Origin of the sequence: Streptomyces sp. NBC_01571 (assembly GCF_026339875.1) — a bacterium.
Taxonomy (GTDB): domain Bacteria; phylum Actinomycetota; class Actinomycetes; order Streptomycetales; family Streptomycetaceae; genus Streptomyces.
Map to the genome: position 1 here is coordinate 897,708 of NZ_JAPEPZ010000001.1, position 18,345 is coordinate 916,052.

Genomic DNA, 18,345 nt, shown 5'->3' on the forward strand with positions numbered 1-18,345 from the left:
GCGGTCTGTGAGGCGACCGGGCCTCCGAGAACGTCCCGCCGCGGGAACCTGTACCCGTGCTCTGGCGACCGCCAGGTCCGGCCCGACTCCCCACGCCACGGCGGTCAGGGGTGGTCGTACCAGGCGAAGGCGGAGATGCGCCAACCCGCGGAGGTGCGGACGAACTGGATGGTCTTGACCCCGCCGCCCTCGAACGGTTCACCGTCCAGGATCCCGGACTTGCGGTACTCGCCGAACCGTGAGGCGACATCGCCGGCGATGTCGGTCCGTTCGGAGGTCTCCCACTCGGAGAACTCGACCAGCCGGCCGTCGCCCAGCAGCGTCCGGCGGGGCGCGATGAACTCCTCCACCGTGTAGACGGTGAAGTCCGGGCCCGTCTTGACGATCACCCCGCCGGGGATGACGAGTCGACGGATACGTTCCAGGTCGGCTGTCCTGCCGCCCCGGTTGTCGAAGGCGCCGAAGAACTCGGCGGTCACCAAGTCGATCTCGCTCTGGGACACGGCGCGACGGTAACACGGGCCCGCGTGACTCCGTATGGTCACGCGGGAGCCTCTGCCCAGACGCGGAGTCGGCGCGGCCCGGCCGGAGGCGCCGGGGCCGCCGATCGGTGTGCACCGTGCTCGCCTCAGCTCAGCGGCTTCTCCAGTACCGCCTTGCGGTGGCTGAACGTCTCGATGGAGTAGCGGCCGTGGTAGCTGCCCATGCCGCTCTCGCCGACACCGCCGAACGGCAGGTCGGAGACGGTGAGATGGGCGAGCGGCAGTCCGAGGCCGAGCCCTCCGGACGAGGTCTCGGCGGCCAGCCGCTCCCTGGTGGTGTCCGACTCGGTGAAGGCGTACAGGGCCAGCGGCTTGTCGCGGTCGTTGATGAAGTCGACGGCCTCGTCCAGTCCCGACACCGTCACGATCGGCAGGATCGGACCGAAGATCTCCTCACGCATGACGGGTGCCTTGGGGTCGACGTCCGCCAGAACGGTCGGCGCGAGGTACTTGGTGGCACGGTCGCCGGTGCCGCCCGTGACGGTGCGGCCGGAGTCGAGCAGGGAGCTGAGCCGGTCGAAGTGGCGCTCGTTGACGATCCGCCCGTACTCGGTGGACTGCCGCGGTTCGGTGCCGAAGAGTTCCTCGACGGCGCGGACGAGTTCGGGCTCCAGGGCTCGGGCGGTCTCCGGGTCGGTGAGGACGTAGTCGGGCGCTACGCAGGTCTGACCGGCGTTCAGGAACTTGCCGCGGGCGAGCCGGTCGGCGACGACGGCCAGATCGGTGCCGCGGTCGACGAACGCCGGGGATTTTCCGCCCAGTTCGAGCGCGACCGGGGTGAGGTGCTCGGCGGCGGCCCGCATCACGATGCGGCCGACGGTGCCGTTGCCGGTGTAGAAGATGTGGTCGAAACGCTCGGCCAGCAGCGCGGTGGTCTCCTCGACGGCGCCCTCCACGACCGCGACGGCATCGGTGTCGAGGTACCGGGGCAGCAGCCGTGCGAGGACCGCCGAAGTGGCGGGGGCGAGCTCGCTGGGCTTGACGACGACCGTGTTGCCCGCGGCCAGCGCGCCGAGCATCGGCGTCAGCAGGAGCTGGACGGGGTAGTTCCAGGGAGCGATGACCAGGACGACGCCCAGCGGGTCGAAGCGCGTCCACGCGGTCGCGTCCGCGCCGAGGTGCGCCGGGACCGGAGCGGCCTGGGGGCGCAGCCACTCGTCGAGGTGTTCCAGGGTGTGGTCGATCTCCCGGACGGTGAAGTCGATCTCGGTGCGGTGGGCCTCCGTGGAGCTCTTGCCGAGATCGGCGTGGAGCGCTTGCGCGAGGTCGTCGCCGTGCGCGGTGAGCATCTCGCGCAGTCCGCGCAGCTGCGCCGTGCGCCACTCGACGGGCTTGGTACGGCCGGAGCGGAAGGTGGCGCGCAGCCGGGCCACGAGGTCGGCGGGCTGCTCGGGGATGGGGTGGGTCACGGTGCTCTCTCGCTGGTCGGAGCGGACCGGGTGATCCGCGTGCTGGGGCCGGTCGCACGGTCTCTCGGGCGCGCACCGGCCTTCATCGGGACAACGGGCTCGATGTAATTGCCAACCTTTCAGGTACCCAAGTACATTCCGGCTACACAGGAGTCGCCTTCCGTCACCGGTCGGCCACACTGGGTGGAAGCGGGGCCCTTCGCAGACACGGCCGACGCGAGGCAGACTCTGGGCGGACGTCCACCGGCCCCTAGCCCCGCCTCGTCCACCTCACCAACCCTGCCGGATACCGTCCCACCCCTGCCGCGTCCCTACCGCGTCGCGCTGTCGCGCAACTGCTGGATGCCCAGATCGAGCGCGGCCTCCAGATGGGTCGTCCGCCCGGTGGAGAGCAGCACCACGACACCACCCTGAATGCCTGCCAGCAGCGCGGCCGCCGAACGGTCGGCGTCCACGCCCGGACCGATCTCCCCCTGGCGCTGCATCGCCCGGACGCCCTCGGCGATCTCGCCCTCCCACTTTCCCAGCAGCTCGGCGACGACCGCCCGGGCACCCGGGGTACTGCGCCCCAGCTGGGACATCAGCATGTTCAGCGGACACTGCTGCCCCTGTCCCCGATAGCGGGCGATCACCGTGTCGCGCCAGGCCAGCCAGGCGCCCCACGACGTGAGGTCGCCCAGTTCGGGCCGCTGGTCGGCCAGCACCTGGTCGGCCTCGAAGCGGGCCACCGCGAGCAGCAACTCCTCCTTGCCGCCGGGGAAGTAGTGGAACAGCTGACTCTTGCTGGTGCCGGTCCGTGCCCGCACGTCGTCCAGTGTCGTCACGGCGACGCCCCGCTCCCGCATCTCGGCGGCCGCTCCCTCGATGATCCGCCCGCGCGTAGCCGCCCCCTTGGCGGTGAGTTTCACGATCCCTCCCTCTTCCGAACCTGCCCGTTCCGGAACCTGCCGGTTTTCTGAACCTGCCGGTTTTCTGAACCTGCCGGTCCATTTCCACGGTGCCAGCTTCGCATGCCGTGCGGTCGTCCCTCACTCGCTCGTGAGCGCCGCCCGGCTCCGTTCGAGGTGGGCGCGCTCGGCCGGGCTCGCGGTCAGCGCGATGGCCGCCCCGTACGCCCGTACGGCCTCGGCGGTCCGGCCGAGGCGGCGCAGCAGATCGGCCCGTACGGCGTGGAAGGCGTGATATCCGTCGAGGTCCAGCACGTCGACCAGGGCGAGGGCCGCCTCGGGGCCTTCGACCTCGCCGACGGCGACGGCCCGGTTGAGCGCGACCACGGGGCTCGGGGTGAGCTCCGTCAGCTGGTCGTAGAGCCGGAGGATCTGGCCCCAGTCGGTGTCGGCCGCGGTCCGGGCGTCGCTGTGCACCGCGTTGACGGCGGCCTGGATCTGGTACGGGCCCGGCCGGCCGCGGCGCAGACAGCGGCGCACCAGGTCCTGCCCCTCGGCGATCAGGTCACGGTCCCACAGGGAGCGGTCCTGGTCCGGGAGCAGGACGAGGGCGCCGTCCGGTGCGGTGCGGGCGGGCCGGCGCGACTCGACGAGGAGCATCAGCGCGAGCAGCCCGAGGGTCTCGGGCTCGTCCGGCATCAGCTCGGCCAGCAGACGGCCGAGACGGACGGCCTCGGCGCAGAGGTCCTCCCTGCCGCCGTACCCCTCGTTGAAGATGAGGTAGACGACCGCCAGCACACCCCTGACGCGGTCCGGGAGGTCGGCGTCGCGCGGGATGCGGTACGGGATACGGGCGTCGCGGATCTTGGCCTTGGCGCGGACGATCCGCTGGGCCATGGTCGGCTCGGGGACGAGGAAGGCACGGGCGATCTGCGGTGTGGTCAGACCGCCGAGGAGACGCAGGGTGAGGGCGACCTGGGCGTGCACGGCGAGCGCCGGGTGGCAGCAGGTGAAGATCAGACGGAGCCGGTCGTCGCGCACGGGGCCCTCCTCGTCCGGTTCGTCCCGCGCGTGGAGCCGTTCGGCCTCGGCGTGCCGGGCCTCGCGCGTCGATTCGCGGCGCAGCCGGTCGACCGCGCGGTTGCGGGCGGTGGTGATGATCCAGCCGGCCGGGCTCGGGGGTATGCCGGACTGCGGCCACTTCCGCAGGGCGGTCGTGAAGGCGTCCTGGACCGCTTCCTCGGCGAGGTCGATGTCGCCGAGGAAGCGGACGAGGACGGCGACCGCGCGGCCGTATTCGGCGCGGAAGACTCCCTCGACGTCGACGTCCAGGGGCATCAGGCCTCGCCCATGAAGGGCCGCACCTCGATGGGGAGCGTCGTCGCCAGCGTCGCCCTGCGGCCCCACTCCAGTGCCGCGTCCAGGTCGGGAGCCTTGATCAGGCAGATTCCGCCCAGGTACTCCTTGCTCTCCGTGTAGGGGCCGTCCGTGACCAGGACGTCTCCAGCCTCGGCCCGCACCACCGTGGCCGTCTCGGGCCCGTGCAGTCCCCCGGCGAACACCCAGGCCCCGGCCTCCCGCAGATCCGCGTGGAAGACCTCGAGATTGTGCATGATCTCTTCGAGTACCTCGGGCGCGGGCGGCTCTCCCTGCGGCTGCATCACGCTCAGCAGGTAGTACTTCATGGTGTGCTCCTTGTTCCTCGGGGGGCTCTCGCTCCTGGGGTCTTCACTGACTACACGAACGGGAGAGCCCCGGATCGACACACGCCACGACGACCGAGGGAGATTCCTTCGATGACCGCCCCACCGCACCCTCTCGTCTCCCGGGCCCGACGGCTGGCGGCCGAGGTGCTCGCGCCGCGCGCGGAGCGCGTCGACCAGGAGGGCGTGCCCGCGAGCAGCATCGAGGCGGTCAAGCGGTCGGGGCTGCTCGGGGTGAGCGCGCCGGTCGCGTACGGCGGATCGGCCGCGCCCGCCGCGGTGGTCCGCGAGACGGCCGAGATCCTGGCCGGGGCCTGCTGCTCGACCTGGTTCGTACAGGCCCAGCACCACACGCCGGTCCTGACCCTGGCCCTGGCCGAGGCCGGCCTCCCGGTGCGGGAGCGGCTGCTGGGTCCGCTGGCGCGCGGGGAGCTGCTGTCCGGAGTCGCCTACGCCCAGCTGCGCGCGTATCCACGCGTCCCGGTGCGGGTATCACGCGAGCGGGGCGGCCGGCGCTTCGACGGGACGGTGCCCTGGTACACCGGCTGGGGGCTCAACGACGTGATGCTGCTGGCGGGCGTGACGGACGACGGGGAGGCTCTGTTCGCCTTCACCGCGGCGCGTGAGCAGCCCGGTCTGCGGCCGTCGCCCCCGCTGCGGCTCGCCGCGCTGACCGCCTCCCGGACGGTCTCTCTGGAGCTCGACGGTCTGTGGCTGCCCGACGACGCGGTGGCCCTGTGTACGCCGTACGAGACCTGGGCGGCGGCCGACCGGCCGAAGAACACCAACGCTTCTCCCGCGGTGTTCGGGGTCACGGCGGCGGCCCTCGACCTGCTGGACACCGATCCGCCGGCGAAGGAGACCGCGCGGGTGCTGCGCGCCCGCCTCGACGCGGTGCGGCGGCGGGCGTACGAGCTGGCCGACCATCCCGTGCCGGGCGAGCGGATCGAGGAGCGGCTGGCGGCCAAGACGCTGGCCTACGACCTGATGCGGGCGGCCACGACCGCGGCGGTCGTGGCCGGCGGCGGCCAGGCGATGGACCTGCGCAGCCCGGCGCAACGACTGGCCCGGGAGGGGATGTTCCTGCTGATCCAGGGGCAGACCTCGGCGGTGCGCACGGCGCACCTGGGTGCGCTGGGTGCGGCGGGTCCGGCCGGCGCGACGGGGTGACCCGGGGCCCGGGATCAGGCCGGTGCACCGGGCCTGGTGCGAGGGGTCCGGTCAGCTCTACGAGTGCGCCGGGTCCGACCGGTGCCGCCGGCCCGCTCGGCGCGAGGGGGCCGGTCCGTGCGGGGACCGTCCGTGCGGGGACCGTCCGTGCGGGGGCCCGTCCGTGCGAGGGGGCCGGTCCGTGCGGGGCCGGTCCGTGCGGGGACCGTCCGTGCGGGGACCGTCCGTGCGGGGACCGTCCGTGCGGAGACCGTCCGTGCGCGGGGGCCGGTCGGCGCGAGGGGGCCGGTCGGCGCGAGGGGGCCGGTCGGGCGCTGCGGGTGCGCCGGGTCCGGCCGGAGCGTCCGGCGCGACGGGTGCCCAGGGCAACACCCGTCCGCCCGGCACGACCGATGCCCAGGGCGAGGCCGGAGCGCCCCGCGGCGTCCGCTTCGTCGCGGCGACGGGCACGTCAGGTCCACCAGGTCCGTCCGACCTGTCACGCGCCAGATGCCGGGCCCACCGGGGGTCCGGCGCACCAGAACCGCGATGCCCTCCCGGCGGTCCCGGCCGTCCCGGCCGTCCCGTCCGCTCAGCTCGTGAAGGGCACCTGTGCCGCGGGCACGGGTGCCGTCGCGAACGGGTGCTGCCACAGGCCCCGCGCGGCGAGGCGGGGCAGGACGCCTTCGCCGAACCAGTAGGCCTCCTCCAGGTGCGGGTAGCCGGAGAGGACGAACTCGTCGATGCCGAGGGCGTGGTACTCGGCGACGCGCTCGGCGACCTCGTCGTGGCTGCCGACCAGGGCGGTGCCCGCACCGCCGCGGACCAGGCCGATCCCGGCCCACAGGTTGGGGTGGATCTCCAGACTCTCGCGGCTGCCGCCGTGGAGTGCGCGCATGCGCCGCTGCCCCTCCGACTCGCTGCGGGCGAGGCCGGCCTGCACGGACTTCACGGTCTCCGGGTCGAAGCCGTCGAGGAGCCGGTGGGCCTCGGCCCAGGCCTGTTCGGAGGTGTCGCGGGTGATGACGTGCAGGCGGATGCCGAACCGGAGAGTGCGTCCTTCGCGCTCCGCGAGCCGCCGTGCCCACGCGATCTTCTCGGCGACCTGGGCCGGCGGTTCCCCCCAGGTCAGATACACGTCCGCATGCCGGGCGGCGACCTCGCCCGCGATCGGCGAGGACCCGCCGAAGTAGATCTCGGGCACCGGGTCGGGGAGATGGGCCAGCCTGGCCTCCTCGACCCGCAGGTGCTCGCCCGACAGGTCGACGGTCTTGCCGTCCCACAAGTCCCGGACGATCTGGAGGAATTCGCCGGTACGGCGGTAGCGGGCGTCCTTGTCGAGGAAGTCGCCGTAGGCGCGCTGTTCGTGGCTCTCGCCACCGGTGACCACGTTGAGCAGGAGCCGGCCGCCGGTCTGCCGCTGGTAGGTGGACGCCATCTGCGCGGCGAGCGTCGGCGAGACGAAGCCGGGCCGGAAGGCGACGAGGAACTTCAGGCGCTCCGTGTTCTGGCTGACCATCGCGGTGGTCAGCCAGGCGTCCTCGCACCAGGCGCCCGTCGGGGTGAGCGCGCCGACGAAGCCCAGGTCCTCGGCAGCGCGGGCGATCTGGCTCAGATACCCGACCGTCGGCGGCCGGTCGCGGCCTGAGCTGGTGGCCGGGGTGCCGTGGCCGCCGCCGACGACATGCCGGCTGTCTCCGTTGGTGGGCAGGAACCAGTGGAAGGTGAGGGACACGTGGGGTCTCCGTTCAGAGCAGGCCGTGGCGGGGAGGGTTGGTGCCGTTGAGCGCGTGGCGGCCGATGTGCTGGATCTTCCAGCGGGCCGGGTCGTGCAGGGTGTGGGTACGGGCGTCCCTCCAGTGGCGGTGCAGATTCAGGGAGTCGAGTGCCGAGCGGGTTCCGGCCAGTTCGAAGAGGGCGCCCGCCACCTCCACGGCGGTGGCGGAGGTGTGCACCTTCGCGGCGGCCACGGCGATGGACGCCTCGGCAGCCGAGTCCTCGGTGAGGTCGTCGCGGGCCGCGTCGACGGCGCGGGCCGCGGCGCCGAGCAACGCCTCGGACGCCCGCACCTGGACGGCGAGTTCACCGAAGCGCTGGATGAGGAGCGGATCCTCGGCCGCGCTGTCCACACCGCTCTCGAACCACGGCCGGCTCTTGGTACGGACGAACTCGGCGGCCTCGGCGAACGCGCCGGCCGCGATCCCCGCGTCGATGGCGGCGTGCAGCAACTGGGCCACCGCACCGTGGAGCTGGGGTTCGCGGAAGGTGAGGTGGTGCGGGACGACGCGGTCGGCGGGGACGGGGACGGCGTCCAGGCGTACGGTGCCGCTCGCCGTCGTACGCTGCCCCATGCCGTCCCAGTCGTCGACGACCGTGACCCCCTCCGCGTCCCGGGGGACGTAGGCGACGTGCAGGTTGTCGTCCTCGGCCCGGGCCAGGACGGGGATCCAGTCGGCGAAGAGCGCGCCCGTGGAGTAGTGCTTGACTCCGGTGAGGAGGTACGAGCCGTCGGGCCTCGGATCCAGACGGGTGCGGATGTCCTGGACGTGCCGGGTGCCCGCCTCCGACTGGGCGTTGCCGAAACGCCGTCCCGCCAGGACCTCGCCGAAGAAGAACGCCCGCTGCTCCGCAGTGCCCTGACGGCGGATCACGTTGACGTACACGAAGTGGTTCTGCGGGATCTGGGCGAGGCTGGCGTCGGCGGATGCCAGCAGCCGGAAGATCTCGGCGAGGGTCTCCTGCCGGACATCCGCCCCGCCGTACTCCGCGGGCACGGTGACGGCGAGCAGCCCGGAGGCCGAGAGACGCTCCAACTCGGCGCGTGGCAAACGTCGTTCGGAGTCCCGCTTGGAGGCTCCGGCGCGGAACTCCGTGGCGAGCGCGGCGGCGACGGCCAGGGCCTCGTCGTCGCCGGCGATCACTTCGGCGGTCGTGCGGCCCGGCGTCCTGTCCTCCTGCCCGTCGAGATCACCCTGCCCATCGCGGGGTGCCGCCCCGCCGGGCACGTCGCCGGGCGTCGTCCGGGCGGACACGTTTTCGGGCGTCGTCTGCGCGGTCACGGGTCAGCCCGCCGCGGCCAGCAGCGGGGTGCGGCCCAGGGCCGCCGAGAACTGGTCGACCACCTGGGCCAGGGCCTCGGCCGTGCCCGGTGCCAGGATGACGCCGCCGTCCTCCCCGGTGGTGATGTCCTTGTCCAGGGTGAACCAGCCCTGGACGATGTGCGCGGCGCCCATGGAGTTGAGCACCGGCCGCAGGGCGTAGTCGAGGGCGAGGACATGCGCGGTGCTGCCCCCGGTGACGAGCGGCAGCACGGTCTTGCCGGTGAGCGCGTACTGCGGGAGCAGGTCGAGGAGCGCCTTGAGGACGCCGGAGTAGGCGGCCTTGTAGACGGGGGTGCCGATGACCACACCGTCGGCGCGGGCGAAGAGTTCGGTCGCCTCGACGATGGCGGGATGCTTGAAGTCCGCGCCGAGCAGCGCCTCGGCGGGGATCGTACGGACGTCGAGCGGGATCACCCGGTGCCCCTGCGCGACCAGGCGGCCGTCCAGGTGGCGCAGGAGTTTCGCGGTACGGGACGAGACGGAGGGACTGCCGGAGACGGACAGGACGGTGGCCATGGGCCCTCTTTCGTGAGCGGCGTACGGGATGGGTGTCAGGCGTGCGCGGGGACGGACTCGGGCTCGGTGTCCGGCAGCCCTGCCTCCAACTCGCGTACGAGGGGCAGCACGCGGTGGCCGAAGTACTCGACCTCCTCGTGGTAGTGCAGGAAGCCGAGCAGGAGGAGGTCGACACCGAGGCGCTTGTAGGCGACGATCCGCTCGGCGATCTGCTCCGGGGTGCCGATCAGCCCCGTACGGAAGCCGTCGTTGTACTGGATCAGGTCCTCGAAACGGGAGTCCTGCCACATGCCCTTGCCGTCGGCACTGGACTGTCCGGCCTGCTTCACCGCGGCACCGAAGCCCTCGACGGCCTCGGTGTCGGCCCGCGCGACGATCTCGCGCAGGGTGTCGCGGGCCTCGGCCTCGGTGTCCCGGGCGATCAGGAATCCGTTGAGGCCGAACCGGGGTGGCCTGCGGCCGGCCTGTTCCGCCGACGCCCGTACGTCCGCGATCTGTTCGACGACCCCGTCGAAGTCCTTGCCGTTGGAGAAGTACCAGTCGGAGACCCGGCCCGCCATGGCGCGGGCGGCGGTTGAGTTGCCGCCCTGGAAGATCTCCGGGTGCGGACGCTCGGGAGTGTTGAGGGGCTTGGGCTTCAGCGTGAAGTCACGCAACCGGTAGAAGTCACCGGCGAGTTCGGTGTGGTCCTCGGTCCAGATCTGGCGCAGGGCGCGGATGAACTCCTCCGAGCGGCGGTAGCGCTCGTCGTGCTCCAGCCATGGTTCACCGAGCGCGGTGAACTCCCCCTTGAACCAGCCGCTGACCACGTTGACGGCGAAGCGGCCGTTCGACAGGTGGTCGGCGGTGGCGCCGAGTTTGGCCAGGACACCCGGGTGCCACAGGCCCGGATGGACGGCGGCTATGACCTTGAGCCGCTGGGTGGCCAGCAGCAGGGCGAGGCTGAAGCTGGTCGACTCGTGCTGGAACTCGGCGCCGTAACTGGCCATGTAGCGGACCTGGCTGAGCGCGTAGTCGAAGCCGTTGTTCTCGGCGAGGACGGCCAGTTCGCGGTTGTAGTCGTAGCCCCAGTCGGTGCGCTGCTCGATCGTGCTGGTGACCAGGCCGCCGCTGACGTTGGGGACCCAGTAGGCGAAGCGGACGGGTTCGGTTGCGGACACGGAGGACTCCCGGTGTGCGGAGAGAGGGCATGACGAATGGAGGCCCGGCGTGTCACGGGGACCGCGGGCGGACAACGGCATGCGGCAGGGAGCGGAGAAGGCGGCGGAGTGCCCCGCGGGGAGAGTTCACCTGCGGGCGGGCGGCCTGTGCGAAGGGGACCCTACCGTCGGGATCGTCAGGCTTCGCGACAACAGAAGGCGCTGGAGACACGCGCGAGGTCGACGTGGCGTCGTCGCGTGAGGTCCGGCTGCTTCTTCATGTGGCCGATCGTGGCAGCCGCCGGTCCGGACCGTCAAGGAACGGCGGGCCGGTCTCGCATCCCGGACCGGCGAATTTCACGAAGGCGTGACAGGGCATCCCTTGAACCGCCCGCGGCGGCGGCTGCATTCTGCTGGGATGCGCACGGAGCAGCTGGAATACATCGCGGCGGTCACCCGGCTCGGTTCGTTGCGCCGGGCCGCCGAGGAACTCCACCTCTCGCAGCCCGCGCTGAGCGAGACGGTACGGAATCTTGAGCGGGAACTCGGTGTCGACCTGCTGGAGCGCAAGCGGTCCGGCGCCCGGATGAGCGCCGAGGGGCGCGAACTGCTGCCGCACATCATCAACGTGCTCGACGCGGTCGACCGGCTGCGCGGCGCGGCGGGCGAGCAGCACCGCATCAGCAGAATGGTCCGGGTCGGCACCGTGAACGCGGCGACGGTGCCGCTGCTCATCCCGGTCGTCCGGGGGTTTCGCGCGACGCACCCGCAGACACAGGTCGAAGTGGTCGGCGCCCAGCAGTCGGACATCCACCGGGGCCTCTCGGAGGGTGGTTTCGACCTGGGGCTGGTGAACCACCTGGACGGCGACGACATGCCCGCCGACTTCGAGACCACCGAACTGCTGCGCGGACGGCCGGTGGTGTGCGTACGCCCGGACAGTCCGCTGGCCGCGTCGACCGCCGTGTCGCCGGCCGACCTCCTCGACGGGGGCGAGCCCCTGATCGCGATGCGCTCCGGCTATGTCATGCATCGCTACCTGCACCGGTTCCTGGAGGGCCGGGGGCCGTCCCCGTCGTACTCGACCGACGGCGCCGAGATGGGAAAGCTCATGGTCGCCGAGGGCCTGGGCGCCACCGTGCTGCCCGACTTCAGTGTCATCGGCGATCCCCTGGAGCGGTGCGGCGCCCTCACGTACCGGCCGCTCACCGACGGCACGACACGGGTCCTGCTGATGCTCCGGCGCCGCAGGACGGACTCCGTCCCACGCGCCGCGGGCGACCTGCACGACGCGTTCGTGCGCAGGTCCGCGGAGCTCGGCGGCGGTGCGGCACCACCGGACTGAGCCGACCGCTCCCGCCCGGGACGGCCCAGGAGCGGGGAGCGCCCGGGAGCCCCAGGGAGCGCTCGGGGCGCAGTGCTGTGACCATCCGACGAGTCCCTCGTTTGACGGATCGGCGTGACAGGACGCCGGCTCCTTCGGAAGGCATTCGTTCCATGCCCCTCCCTCCGTTCGCCCGTAGCGTCCGCCACGGCAGGACCGGACTCGACCGGGCCGAGGCAGCCCTGGTCGAGGAGTACAGCGACCTGGTGCGGCTGGCGTATCTGACGCTGCCGTCGTCGCTGAGCAGGCACCGTCGCATTCTCGTGGCGCACTCCCTGGTGCAGCGGTCGCTGCCGGGCACCCGGAGCGGACGGCCGGGCCCCCTGGTGCCGGCCCCGCGGGGGACGGCGCGGCGGCCCGTCGCGGAGAAGGACCGCCTGCGCGGTCAGGTCGTGCGCTCCGCCCTGGCGCACGGCCGGTCACCGCGCGGCTGGCCCCGCGGGCTGCCGCCGCCCCGTACGGTCCTGCCCACGCTGCCCGTCGTCTGGGGACTGCGGCTCTTCCCGCGCGCGGGCGGGGCCGAGGAGATCGCCCTGAGCCAGGCCCTGGCGGGTACGACGTCCGCGGGGCGCGCGGCGTTCGTGCTGCGCCGGGCGGACGGGCTCGCCGACCCGGCGGTCGAGGCGTTGCTGCGCGCGGCGGGCGTCCCCGATCCCGAGGGCGCCCTGCGGTCGGCGAACCGTCTCGACGAATCGGCGGGCGCGGCGGCGCGGACCCTGCTCACGTCGAGGGAGTTCGACGCCTGCTCGGTGCGGACCCGGCCCACCGATCTGCTGCGCCGCAGACGCCGTGTGCGGTTCCTGTGGGCCGCGCTGACCGCCGCCGCGATCACCGGGTTGATGCTCTCGGTCGCCCGCCAGGAGGCCGCGCCGCCCCGGCCGGCCACCGGCTCCCGTACCGGCGTGGGACTTCCCGGACCCGAGGACCTGGTACGCACCGCCGGGGACGTCTGGGCCGACACCTCCCGGGTCGACCTCACCGCGTGGCCCGCGCGGGGCGCCCGCGCGAACGACCGGGCGCTGCTGGCCAGGGCGCTGTCCACGTGGAGCCGGCCCGCACCCGCGCTGCGGGTCACCACGACGCCGGGCACCCCGACGGACCCTCCGCCGCGCTCGCCCCAGCTGCTCTACGCCGGGAACGTCGACGGCGACGCCGTGGTGCTCCTGTACGACGGCCGGCGGGTGGTGCGCTACAGCGAGCCGCTCGGTGCACCCGGGCGCGGTGCTCTCGCCCTGGCGCGGGCCGACGACGCGGATGTGACGACCGCCGCCGCCCTGGTCGTCCACCGCGGCGCCCGAGGCGCGCGGTATCTCCTCGCTCCCTGGATCGCGGAGGCGCGCAGCCGCGACCTGTTGCGCCCCGATTCCCCCGCGCGGCCGGTCGGCGTCGCCCGGGACGGCGTCACCGTGCCCGTCCCCGCTCCCACCAGGAGAGCGGCATGCGACACCCGGCCCGTGCTGCAACTGCGTTCCTCCGCCCGCGTCGTGGAGAAGCACACGTTCCTGCTGACCGACCTCGGCGAACTGTCGCCGGTGCACCTCACGTACACCCCGCTGCCGGGACACGGGAGCCCTCCGGCACGCCTGCCTCGCGAGGCGACCGGCGGTCCGGCCCTGCTCGCCTGGGCCCACCTGGCGTGCGGACTCGAGGAGTTGCGGGGCACGGGCGTCCGGGCGGTCAACGTCTGGGACTTCGCCGAGCAGGAACTGCCCGAGCGGGGCGGACACGCGGTGTGGGCCTGCACGCGGGCCTCGACCTGGCGCGGGCCCGGTGACGTGGAGCTGGTGCTGCGTGCCCCGGCCTCCTCACCGTCCGCTCCCGCCGAGGTGGTCGGCCGGGCCCGGTCCACCGCGGCCTGCGGCAGATTCGGCCGGCACGTGGTGGCCGACGTCCACTGGCGTGCGCGCTCCGGTCACTGGTATCTGCTGGCGGCCGGCAGCCGGGCGGTCACCCGTATCGACGTGACCGGCGAGGTGACGGCCCGGCAGCAAGGCCGGACGCTCGCCGTCCGCGCGCCGAGGGACTCCCGTGTCCGGGTGTCGGCCCGTCTGCGCGACGGCACCTCACTGGAACCGGTCGGTGGCCCAGGCCGGTGAGGGGCGACATCGTGAACGCGACGCGGGCCGCCGACCGGGCGTGCCGGGTCGCTCAGTCCTCGTCCCCGGTCGGCACGACCACGAGGAACGCATCCGACTTCAGGTCCATCACCACGGTGGCCGGCTGACCCTCGGTACGGCGTCGGGCGGCGTATTCCTCCGCCGTCCAGGAGCCACGCGGGGACCCTGCGGGAAATCGTTCCAGCACCTTCGCGCCCATAACGGCGGACACCTCCAGCTCCGGCTTTCGACTCGGACCGCCGAGTCGCCTGGAATTCACTTGCCCGTGATTTCCGTGGACATGCCCAGGAGGCCCGGGGCGACTTCAGGGGTGCGGGCGGGCCGGTAGCAGGCGGCCCGCCTCGCGCGCTGACGCGCTCCTCGACCGGGGCAGCGGAGCGGGCCCGCGGCCGAGCCGTCCCGGCCACCGGGCGCGCCGCCCGATGTCGTGGAGGGGCGCGGGTACCAGCAGCGAGCGAACCACCAGCGTGTCGAGCAGGACGCCGAAGGCGATGGTGAAGGAGAACGGGACTCGTCATCCGGCCGGACCGCTCGAACCCGGCGGCCGCCGGCCCGGTCTCAGCGGCCGGGTGGCCGCACGGTGGAGAGTTCTTCGTTCAGCTCGGTGAGGAAGCGGAGCACCACGGACAGCTCGTCCCCGCCGCAACGGTCGCGCACCCGTGCGGTGACCTCGGCGAGCGGCCGGACATGGACGCCCGCCGCCGTCCTGGCCTCGGCGACGTCGTGGAGGTGGACCACCCCGCGGCCGGGGCCCCCTGGCTCGTCGGATGCGGCCCGCGCGTCCGAGTCGGTCGAGACGGGCCGTGACCGCGCCCGAGGTGAGTCCGAGACGGTCGCGCAGACCGCCGGCGGTAAGGGTTGCGGCGCGTCGAGGATCGCGGCCAGGCGCCTGCACGTCGGTCGCGTGCAGACCGTGTTCGCCGGCGAAGGCGTGGACCAGACGGTTGATCTCCCCGTTCACGCGGCGCGGCCGCACCGCGAAGGCCTGAAGATCCGTCGCCCCGTCGCGCTCCCGCCCCGGACCGCCCCCTCGGGGACAGGGTCACCCGCTCGGTCGTCACCGCCGTCTCGTCCGGCCACGCGATCAGCCTAGAGAAGTCCGCCGTCCGCCCCCTCGGGGATCCCCGGTCGCCGGAAAGACCCCTTCCACGCATCCGACGTCACCGCCCGCGTGGAAGGCATGACAAGGGGAGTACGGAATGGGGGCGACGCGGCGAACGACGGAGGGACCCATGAGCGAGGACGACGCCGGCCTGAGATGTCTGGTGACCGGTGCCACGGGCTACATCGGTGGACGGCTGGTACCCGAGCTGCTGGCGGAGGGACACCGGGTGCGCTGTCTCGCCCGCTCCCCCGCCAAGCTGCGCGACTACCCGTGGGCCGGCGAGGCGGACGTCGTACGGGGCGATGTCCTGGACGCCGACTCGGTGGCCGAGGCGATGCGTGACACGGATGTCGCCTACTACCTCGTCCACGCCCTCGGCGCGGGCCACGACTTCGAGGCGACCGACCGCGAGGCGGCACGGATCTTCGGTGAACAGGCCCGCGCGGCCGGCGTCCGGCGGATCGTCTACCTGGGCGGGCTCACACCGCCGGGCGTACCGGAGACGGAACTGTCGCCGCACCTCAGGTCCCGCACCGAGGTCGGCCGCATCCTGCTGCACTCCGGCGTGCCGACCACCGTGCTGCGGGCCGCGGTGATCATCGGCTCCGGCTCGGCGTCCTTCGAGATGCTGCGCTATCTCACGGAGCGGCTGCCGGTGATGGTGACGCCGAGCTGGGTGCACACCCGCATCCAGCCGATGGGGGTACGGGACGTGCTGCGCACCCTCGTCGGCAGCGCCCGGATGCCCGCGGACGTCAACCGGACCTTCGACATCGGCGGTCCCGAGATCCTGACGTATCTGGAGATGATGCGGCGGTACGCGACCATCGCCGGCCTGCCCCGCAGGCTCATCTTCCCCGTGCCGGTGCTCACCCCACGACTGTCCAGTCACTGGGTCGGTCTGGTCACTCCGGTGCCCGCGTCCATCGCGCGCCCGCTCACCGAGTCGCTGCGGCACGAGGTCGTGTGCCACGAGCACGACATCGTCCGGTACGTGCCCGATCCGCCGGGGCGTCCGATCGGCTTCGACGAGGCGGTGTCGCTGGCCCTGCAACGGGTGCGGGACGCGCAGGTCACCACGAGGTGGTCGTCGGCCTCGGTGCCCGGCGCGCCCAGCGATCCGCTCCCCACCGACCCCGACTGGGCGGGCGGCAGCCTCTACACCGACTGTCGTGAGCTGGTCGTGGACGCGCCGCGCGAGGCGTTGTGGCGGGTGGTCGAGGGCATCGGCGGCGACAACGGCTGGTACTCCTTCCCGCTCGCCTGGGCCGTCCGCGGCTGGCTGGACCGCCTGGTGGGCGGTGTCGGTCTGCGGCGCGGGCGGCGCGACGCGACCCGGCTGCGGGCGGGCGACTCGCTCGACTTCTGGCGGGTCGAGGAGATCGAGCCCGGTCACCTGCTGCGGCTGCGCGCGGAGATGCGGCTGCCGGGGCTCGCCTGGCTGGAGATGTACGCCGAGACGGGCGACAACGGCGGGTCCCGCTACCGGCAGCGGGCCATGTTCCATCCGCACGGGCTGCTGGGGCACGCCTACTGGTGGAGCGTGTCGCCGTTCCACGCCGCCGTGTTCGGCGGCATGGCCCGCAACATCGCGAAGGCCGCCGTCAAGCGGGCGGCCGAGAGCACCCCGACGACGAAACCGGAGTCCGCCTCCACTCCCTGACCGCCGACCCCGCTTCCGCTCCCCGCCCCCTGATCCCTCGTCCGCCCCCCGACCCCCGACCCCCGACCCCCGATCCCGCCGCGTCCGGTTCCCGTCGCTCCGCGCTCCGCGCATCCGTAGGGGCCCCTCGCGCCGAAGCGGGAATCGCCGTAGCCCTCGCGGCGGTGGTCCTCGTGCCCGCACCGCCGGTCCAGCCGAATCCCGGAGCCCCGCCATGAACGTCTCGGTCGTCCTGTTCACCTCGGACCTGCGTCTGCACGATCACCCGGCGCTGCGGGCGGCCCACGACGGTTCGGCCGCGCTGGTCCCCCTCTTCGTGCGCGACGACGCCGTCGCCGCGGCAGGGTTCACGGCGCCCAACCGGATGGCGTTCCTCGCGGACTGCCTGGCCGACCTCGACGCCGGACTGCGCGAGCGGGGCGGACGGCTGGTGGTGCGTTCCGGCGACGTGACCGCCGAGGTGTGCAAGGTGGTCGCCGAGGCGGAGGCCGACGAGGTGCACATGGCCGCGGGCGTCAGTGCCTTCGCGCGCCGCCGCGAGGACCGGCTGCGCACCGCACTCGAGGCCGAGGGGTGCCGGCTGCACGTCCACGACACGGTGATCACCGCACTCGCGCCGGGTGCCGTCACCCCGGCCTCCTCGGACCACTTCGCCGTCTTCACCCCGTACTTCCGGCACTGGTCGCGGCAGTCGCTGCGCGGCGCGGTCTCCGCGCCGCGGGCGATCCGGGTGCCGGACGGTGTCGTCTCGGAGCCGGTGCCCTCCCGCACCGGCCTGTCCGGGGTGTCCGAGGGACTGGCGCGGGGCGGCGAGACGGAGGCCCGGAGGAGACTCGTCTCCTGGCTGCGGAGCGGGATCGCGTCGTACGAGGACCGGCACGACGACCTGGCCGGCGACGCCACCTCCCGGTTCTCGCCGTACCTGCACTTCGGCTCGCTCTCCCCGGTCGAGCTGGTGCACCGGGCCCGTGGCGCGGGCGGGGCGGGCGCCGAGGCCTTCGTACGGCAGCTCGCCTGGCGGGACTTCCACCACCAGGTGCTCGCCGCGCGGCCGGACGCGGCCGTGGCCGACTACCGGACCCGCCACGACCGCTGGCGCCCGGAGACCGAGGCGCGGGAGGACATCGTCGCGTGGAAGGACGGGCGCACCGGCTATCCGGTGATCGACGCGGCGATGCGCCAACTGCGCCACGAGGGCTGGATGCACAACCGGGGACGCCTGCTGACGGCGAGCTTCCTCACCAAGACGCTGTACGTGGACTGGCGGGTCGGGGCCCGGCACTTCCTGGACCTGCTGGTGGACGGCGATGTCGCCAACAACCAGCTCAACTGGCAGTGGATGGCAGGGACGGGCACGGACACCCGGCCCAACCGGGTCCTCAACCCGGTGCTCCAGGCCAGGCGTTACGACCCGGACGGGGTGTACGTCCGGCGGTGGGTGCCCGAACTGGAGGGGATCGCGGGCGCCGCCGTGCACGAGCCGTGGAGGCTGCGGGGCCTGGACCGCGCCGCCTACGATTACCCTGACCCCCTGGTCGAACTTCCGGACGCGCTGGCCCGCTTCAGGAACGCCCGGGGCCGTGGCTGAAGGAAGTCACCAGGGATTTTACTGTTCGTAGAGATTTTTTCG

16 protein-coding genes and 2 pseudogenes are annotated in these 18,345 nt (G+C 73.0%); 5 read left to right on the top strand and 13 right to left on the bottom strand.

Features of this window, described 5'->3' with window-relative positions:
• Positions 1-104 precede the first annotated feature (104 nt).
• The 5 genes from OHB41_RS04135 to OHB41_RS04155 all read right to left on the bottom strand — a co-directional run bounded on the left by OHB41_RS04135 (position 105) and on the right by OHB41_RS04155 (position 4,523).
• Positions 105-503: a nuclear transport factor 2 family protein gene (locus OHB41_RS04135; RefSeq protein ID WP_266696580.1), complete on the bottom strand. Its 399-nt coding sequence runs from the start codon at positions 501-503 to the stop codon at positions 105-107.
• A gap of 125 nt (positions 504-628) precedes the next feature.
• Positions 629-1,951: an aldehyde dehydrogenase family protein gene (locus tag OHB41_RS04140; protein ID WP_266696581.1), complete on the bottom strand. Its 1,323-nt coding sequence runs from the start codon at positions 1,949-1,951 to the stop codon at positions 629-631.
• 311 nt (positions 1,952-2,262) lie between these two features.
• Complete coding sequence (locus OHB41_RS04145; RefSeq protein ID WP_266696582.1) at positions 2,263-2,859, bottom strand: TetR/AcrR family transcriptional regulator; 597 nt, start codon at positions 2,857-2,859, stop codon at positions 2,263-2,265.
• A gap of 120 nt (positions 2,860-2,979) precedes the next feature.
• Positions 2,980-4,176: an RNA polymerase sigma factor gene (locus OHB41_RS04150; protein WP_266696583.1), complete on the bottom strand. Its 1,197-nt coding sequence runs from the start codon at positions 4,174-4,176 to the stop codon at positions 2,980-2,982.
• Positions 4,176-4,523: a YciI family protein gene (locus OHB41_RS04155; protein WP_266696584.1), complete on the bottom strand. Its 348-nt coding sequence runs from the start codon at positions 4,521-4,523 to the stop codon at positions 4,176-4,178. Before OHB41_RS04155 ends, OHB41_RS04150 begins: the two co-directional genes overlap by 1 nt.
• A gap of 111 nt (positions 4,524-4,634) precedes the next feature.
• Between OHB41_RS04155 and OHB41_RS04160 the strand changes: the two genes are divergently transcribed.
• Entirely contained in the window at positions 4,635-5,711 is a 1,077-nt protein-coding gene (locus OHB41_RS04160) for an acyl-CoA dehydrogenase family protein (RefSeq protein WP_266696585.1), read from the top strand.
• Positions 5,712-6,282: 571 nt separating this feature from the next.
• Here OHB41_RS04160 and OHB41_RS04165 read toward each other — a convergent pair.
• The 5 genes from OHB41_RS04165 to OHB41_RS52260 form a co-directional block, all read right to left on the bottom strand.
• Positions 6,283-7,425 carry an LLM class flavin-dependent oxidoreductase gene (locus OHB41_RS04165; RefSeq protein WP_266696586.1) on the bottom strand — a complete coding sequence of 381 codons (1,143 nt, stop codon included), beginning with the start codon at positions 7,423-7,425 and terminating at the stop codon, positions 6,283-6,285.
• A 13-nt stretch (positions 7,426-7,438) separates the two neighbouring features.
• On the bottom strand, positions 7,439-8,611 hold the full coding sequence (locus OHB41_RS04170) for an SfnB family sulfur acquisition oxidoreductase (RefSeq protein WP_266705642.1): 1,173 nt from the start codon (positions 8,609-8,611) through the stop codon (positions 7,439-7,441).
• Between the two features lie 141 nt (positions 8,612-8,752).
• Complete coding sequence (ssuE, locus tag OHB41_RS04175) at positions 8,753-9,307, bottom strand: NADPH-dependent FMN reductase (protein ID WP_266696587.1); 555 nt, start codon at positions 9,305-9,307, stop codon at positions 8,753-8,755.
• A 35-nt stretch (positions 9,308-9,342) separates the two neighbouring features.
• On the bottom strand, positions 9,343-10,467 hold the full coding sequence (gene sfnG / locus OHB41_RS04180) for a dimethylsulfone monooxygenase SfnG (RefSeq protein ID WP_266696588.1): 1,125 nt from the start codon (positions 10,465-10,467) through the stop codon (positions 9,343-9,345).
• A gap of 176 nt (positions 10,468-10,643) precedes the next feature.
• Positions 10,644-10,727, bottom strand: coding sequence for a putative leader peptide (locus tag OHB41_RS52260; RefSeq protein ID WP_351720866.1), 84 nt, complete (start codon positions 10,725-10,727; stop codon positions 10,644-10,646).
• A 137-nt stretch (positions 10,728-10,864) separates the two neighbouring features.
• On the opposite strand from OHB41_RS52260, the gene OHB41_RS04185 reads away from it, so the two are divergent.
• Together OHB41_RS04185 and OHB41_RS04190 are read left to right on the top strand one after the other, a co-directional pair.
• Positions 10,865-11,791 (top strand): LysR family transcriptional regulator, encoded by a 927-nt coding sequence (locus tag OHB41_RS04185; RefSeq protein WP_266696589.1) that lies wholly within the window; start codon positions 10,865-10,867, stop codon positions 11,789-11,791.
• A gap of 152 nt (positions 11,792-11,943) precedes the next feature.
• Positions 11,944-13,926: a hypothetical protein gene (locus OHB41_RS04190; protein WP_266696590.1), complete on the top strand. Its 1,983-nt coding sequence runs from the start codon at positions 11,944-11,946 to the stop codon at positions 13,924-13,926.
• A 52-nt stretch (positions 13,927-13,978) separates the two neighbouring features.
• Here OHB41_RS04190 and OHB41_RS04195 read toward each other — a convergent pair whose 3' ends face one another.
• The 3 genes and pseudogenes from OHB41_RS04195 to OHB41_RS04205 all read right to left on the bottom strand — a co-directional run.
• Positions 13,979-14,146 carry a DUF8839 family protein gene (locus tag OHB41_RS04195; protein WP_266696591.1) on the bottom strand — a complete coding sequence of 56 codons (168 nt, stop codon included), beginning with the start codon at positions 14,144-14,146 and terminating at the stop codon, positions 13,979-13,981.
• Positions 14,147-14,251: 105 nt separating this feature from the next.
• Positions 14,252-14,446 (bottom strand): annotated as a pseudogene (locus OHB41_RS04200) (MMPL family transporter); the annotation flags it as partial.
• A gap of 59 nt (positions 14,447-14,505) precedes the next feature.
• A pseudogene (locus tag OHB41_RS04205) lies at positions 14,506-14,974 on the bottom strand (MarR family transcriptional regulator); the annotation flags it as partial.
• A gap of 205 nt (positions 14,975-15,179) precedes the next feature.
• On the opposite strand from OHB41_RS04205, the gene OHB41_RS04210 reads away from it, so the two are divergent.
• Both OHB41_RS04210 and OHB41_RS04215 read left to right on the top strand, forming a co-directional pair.
• Positions 15,180-16,715, top strand: coding sequence for an SDR family oxidoreductase (locus OHB41_RS04210; RefSeq protein ID WP_266696592.1), 1,536 nt, complete (start codon positions 15,180-15,182; stop codon positions 16,713-16,715).
• A 214-nt stretch (positions 16,716-16,929) separates the two neighbouring features.
• On the top strand, positions 16,930-18,303 hold the full coding sequence (locus OHB41_RS04215; RefSeq protein WP_266696593.1) for a cryptochrome/photolyase family protein: 1,374 nt from the start codon (positions 16,930-16,932) through the stop codon (positions 18,301-18,303).
• The last annotated feature ends 42 nt before the right edge of the window (positions 18,304-18,345 follow it).